This is a genomic window from Starkeya nomas, assembly GCF_902703545.1.
In the GTDB taxonomy this organism is placed as follows: Bacteria; Pseudomonadota; Alphaproteobacteria; order Rhizobiales; family Xanthobacteraceae; genus Ancylobacter; species Ancylobacter moscoviensis.
In genome coordinates, this window is sequence record NZ_CACSAS010000031.1 from 1 (window position 1) to 3,833 (window position 3,833).

The following is a 3,833-nucleotide window of genomic DNA, read 5'->3' on the forward strand; positions in this document are numbered from 1 at the left end:
GCCCGAGCCTGATCGAGACGGCCGGCTACTGCCTGCGCGGCGCGCTGGATCACTGGAGCCGAACCGGCTGCAACCACCTCGCCGACATCAACGACATCCGGGCGATCACGGAGCGCGTCAACGGCGGTTACAACGGCTATGACGAACGGGTCGCCTGGTTCAACAAGCTCTGGCCCCAGCTGCGCGGCGAGGCGCCGGCGGAGTCCTGGAAGGCGGCGTTGTCCTCGCCCTCGACGATGCTGTTGCAGGAGAAGCTGGTCCAGCTCGGCTACGACATCAAGGTCGACGGACGCTATGGCCCGAAGACCACCGAGGCCGTGACCGCCTACCAGAAGGCCAACGGCCTGAAAGTGGACGGCATCGCCGGCGACATCACCATGGCCTCGATCGCCGCGCGCCTGAAAGCGACCGGACCGGCGACGGGTTCGGCGGTTGCCGCCGATCCGCCCGGCCTGGCCACGCCCATCGCCGGCGGCCTGGGCGCCATCAGCATCGCCGAGGCGGGCAAGCAGCTGACCGACCAGGCGGATGCGCTGCGGGGCTATGCGGAGTTTTCGAGCGTGATCGGCTACGCCGCCGGCGTCCTGATGGCCATCGGTGTCGGCATCATCGCGGTCGGCATCGTCCGCACCTACATCGTTCCGGCGCTCCGGCCGGCGAAGGCGCCGGTGCCGGAATGATCGACCGCATCCGCGAGGCGCTCGTCTACGGGATTGGCTGGGGGTGGGGGGCGGTGCTCTCCATTCCCGTCATCGTCGTGGTCGTGGCCCTGCTGGCGCGCTTCGTGGGTCTGCAGCGCGCGCTCCAGTTCGGCGCCGTCCTCACCGCCATTCTCGGCTTCGTGACCGCGCTGCGGCGCGCGCGCCAGCAGGGCTGGCAGGACCGCGAGGAAAAGCTCAACCGCGATACGGCGGAAGCCGTCGCCGACTACGGGAAGAAGCAGGATGAAGTTGCCGGTCTTTCTGGCGCTGAGCTTGACCGCCGCGCTCGTCGGTGGGTGCGCGACGACGAAGGGCGCCGCGACCCCTGACATGTGGTGCAGGACGAATGAGCCGTGGATCGTCTCGGCGGCCGAGTTCGCCGTGATGACTGCCGCGACCAAGGCCAAGCTCGTCACGCACAACGAGTATGGCGAGGAGAACTGCGGGTGGAAGCCGGTGGGAGGCGCCTGATGGAGGAGTTTCTGGGCCGCTGGGGCGCGATGCTCATCTCGGCGACTGCTCTGATCTTCAGCATCGCGTCGGCGCGCGGCAAGGCCGCAAGCGATCGCGTCGGGCAGGTCGAGAAGAAATCCGACGAAACCGAGCAGCGTGTCGCGAGGCTGGAGACGGAAATGCGGCACCTGCCCGACAAGGACACGAGCCATCGCCTGGAGCTGGCGATCATCGGCCTTCGCGGCGAGGTCTCCACGCTTGGCGAACGCATGAAGCCGGTCGCCGAGATGGCCGAGCGGGTACACCACTACATGTTCGAGGAGCGGGTGAAGTGACCGACCCTGACGCCTGGCTGGCCGAGGAGGCCCGGCTCATCATCCTGCGCACCCTCTCCGAGGAGGCCAACGAGAGCCTCAACAGCAATCTCTTGGTCCGCCATTTGCGGGAGCGCTTCGGCATTCCGCGCGATCGGCCGTGGGTGCACCTGCAGCTGGCCCACCTGAAGGAGATGGGTGCGGTCAAGCTCGTCGACGCGGAGACGGTGAAGATCGCCACGCTGACGCAGACCGGCCACCGGCATCTGCAGCGCGAGCTCGTCATCGAGGGCGTCAAGCGTCCGTCGCGGCCGGGAGAGTGATCCATGGCCAGCGGACGCGGTCGGCTCTCTTTCTGGGATACGCTGCCGGAGTGGGGCGACGAGGCGCGGCTGTGGGCGTTCGAGCAGCTGGCCGAGCGTACCCTGACCCAGCTGGAGATCCTCGACGGCGTCAACGAGCGCCTGCGGGCCGCAGCCTGGACCAACGGTCTCACCAGCGACATTCCGCAGGCGAGCCGATCCTCGCTCAATCGCCTGTCGATGCGGCGTGCCGGCGCCGTTCGCAAGATGGCCGAAGCGAAGGCGCTGTATGAGGGTCTCGCCACGCAGTTCGACCACAACGACACCGACGCCAGCTCGGTGGTGCTCGGCGAGTTCCTCAAGACGCTGGTGCTGGAGCTCGCCGACGAGGGCGGCGTGAGCACCAAGGGCGCGATGGAGCTGGCGCGTGCCTTTCAGGCCGTCGTCTCCGGCATGAAGATTTCGGACGATCGTCGCCGGAAGCAGCAGGCAGACTACGACGCCAAGACGGCGAAGGTCATCGACACCGTGGCGAAGGAAGGCGGGCTCTCGGCCGAGGTGGTGGCGCAGCTGCGTCGGGACTTCCTTGGCGTTCGGCCGAAGCCGGCGACGGAGGGCGGCGATGCAGGCGCCGGGTCCTGATCAGGTCGCCGGTCCCCCGGTCCTTGCCCGCACCGATGACGGCCTGCCGGCCGAGCTCCCGCGCGGCGGCGAGATCCCCGAGGATCTCGATCCGCTCGCCGAGGGCGTCCTCATGCGCCACCAGTCCGAGTGGATCGAGGACGAGTCGGACCTGAAGCTCGGGGAGAAGGGTCGGCGCACCGGCGTCACCTTCGCCGAGGCGCTGGATCATACCCTCATCGCCTCGCTGAAGGTCTCGGCCGGTGGCCAGAACTGCTTCTATATCGGCGACACGAAGGACAAGGGCCGCGAGTTCATCGGCTACGTCGCGCATTTCGCCCGTGTGATCGCCGGCGAGCTCGGCAAGATCGAAGAATTCATGTTCGACGACGGCCTGAATGCGGACGGCACACCGAAGCAGATCCCGGCCTTCCGCGTGCCGTTTGCCAGCGGCCGGCGCGTCGAAGCGCTCTCCTCGCGGCCGGCGAACATCCGCGGTCTACAGGGCACGGTCTGCATCGACGAGGCGGCGTTCCACCAGGATGTGCGCGGCGTGATCGACGCGGTGAACGCGCTGCTGATCTGGGGCGGCAAGATCCGCGTCATCAGCACGCACAACGGCGTACTCAATCCGTTCAACGAGCTCATCCGCGAGGCGAAGGCCGGAAAGGTCCCGTTCTCCTGCCACTTCATCCCTTTTCAAAAGGCAGTTGAGAACGGCTTGTTCAACCGGGTCTGCCTGGTCACGGGAAAGACCTGGTCGCCGGAGGCGCAGGAGGCGTGGGAGAAGAAGGTCCGCGGCTCCTATGGCGTCCGCACGGCGGCGATGCGCCAGGAGCTCGATGCCATCCCGGCCGAGGCCGAGGGCGCCGCTCTGTCGCGCGTGCAGATCGAGGCGCGCATGGCCGACCACGCGCCCATCATCCGATGGATATGCGGCGACGACTTCAAGAACGCGCCGGAACACGTGCGCCGCGCCGAGGCGCTCGCCTTTTGCGAGCGCGAGCTCAAGCCGATCCTGGACGCGCTCGACCCCCACCGGCCGCACTATTTCGGCGAGGACTTCGCCCGAACGGGCGACGTTACCGCCATCATGCCCTGTGAGCTCGGCCGCGATCTGGTGCGCCGCGTGAAGCTGCTCGTCGAGCTCCGCAACGTGCCCTTCGAGCAGCAGCGGGACGTGCTGTTCTACATCGCCGATCGGTTGCCGCGCTTCTCCGGCGGCGCGCTCGACGCCAACGGCAACGGCGCATACCTCGCCGAAGTCGCGCAGCAGCGCTATGGGGAGCAGCGTATCGTCGAGGTGAAGGCCACGCCCGATTGGTATCGCAAGAACTCGACCGCCTATGTCGAGGCCTTCGGCGACGGCACGGTCGAGCTGCCGCGCGATGCGGATGTGCTCACCGACCATCAGGCGCTTCAATACGTCAATGGCGTCATCA

At 67.6% G+C, this 3,833-nt stretch carries 7 protein-coding genes; all 7 read left to right on the plus strand.

Features of this window, described 5'->3' with window-relative positions:
• Positions 1-680: peptidoglycan-binding protein (locus STARVERO_RS22545; protein WP_244617000.1), on the plus strand; the 680-nt coding region annotated here is incomplete at its 5' end.
• A complete protein-coding gene (locus tag STARVERO_RS22550; protein ID WP_159602324.1) occupies positions 677-1,030 on the plus strand; it encodes a hypothetical protein in 354 nt (117 codons plus the stop codon). The genes STARVERO_RS22545 and STARVERO_RS22550, both read left to right, overlap by 4 nt.
• A gap of 1 nt (position 1,031) precedes the next feature.
• Positions 1,032-1,172, plus strand: coding sequence for a hypothetical protein (locus STARVERO_RS22555; protein WP_159602326.1), 141 nt, complete (start codon positions 1,032-1,034; stop codon positions 1,170-1,172).
• Complete coding sequence (locus STARVERO_RS22560; protein WP_159602328.1) at positions 1,172-1,489, plus strand: DUF2730 family protein; 318 nt, start codon at positions 1,172-1,174, stop codon at positions 1,487-1,489. The genes STARVERO_RS22555 and STARVERO_RS22560 overlap by 1 nt, the downstream gene beginning before the upstream one ends.
• Entirely contained in the window at positions 1,486-1,791 is a 306-nt protein-coding gene (locus STARVERO_RS22565) for a VpaChn25_0724 family phage protein (protein WP_159602065.1), read from the plus strand. Before STARVERO_RS22560 ends, STARVERO_RS22565 begins: the two co-directional genes overlap by 4 nt.
• A gap of 3 nt (positions 1,792-1,794) precedes the next feature.
• Positions 1,795-2,412: a phage protein Gp27 family protein gene (locus STARVERO_RS22570; protein WP_159602330.1), complete on the plus strand. Its 618-nt coding sequence runs from the start codon at positions 1,795-1,797 to the stop codon at positions 2,410-2,412.
• Positions 2,393-3,833, plus strand: a 1,441-nt coding sequence (locus STARVERO_RS22575; protein WP_159602332.1) for a hypothetical protein, incomplete at its 3' end; no start/stop codon positions are given. The genes STARVERO_RS22570 and STARVERO_RS22575, both read left to right, overlap by 20 nt.

Coding starts and splice junctions, on each gene's coding strand:
- STARVERO_RS22550 (WP_159602324.1), top strand. CDS start 677: ATGATCGACCGCATCCGCGAGGCGCTCGTCTACGGGATTGGCTGGGGG.
- STARVERO_RS22555 (WP_159602326.1), top strand. CDS start 1,032: ATGTGGTGCAGGACGAATGAGCCGTGGATCGTCTCGGCGGCCGAGTTC.
- STARVERO_RS22560 (WP_159602328.1), top strand. CDS start 1,172: ATGGAGGAGTTTCTGGGCCGCTGGGGCGCGATGCTCATCTCGGCGACT.
- STARVERO_RS22570 (WP_159602330.1), top strand. CDS start 1,795: ATGGCCAGCGGACGCGGTCGGCTCTCTTTCTGGGATACGCTGCCGGAG.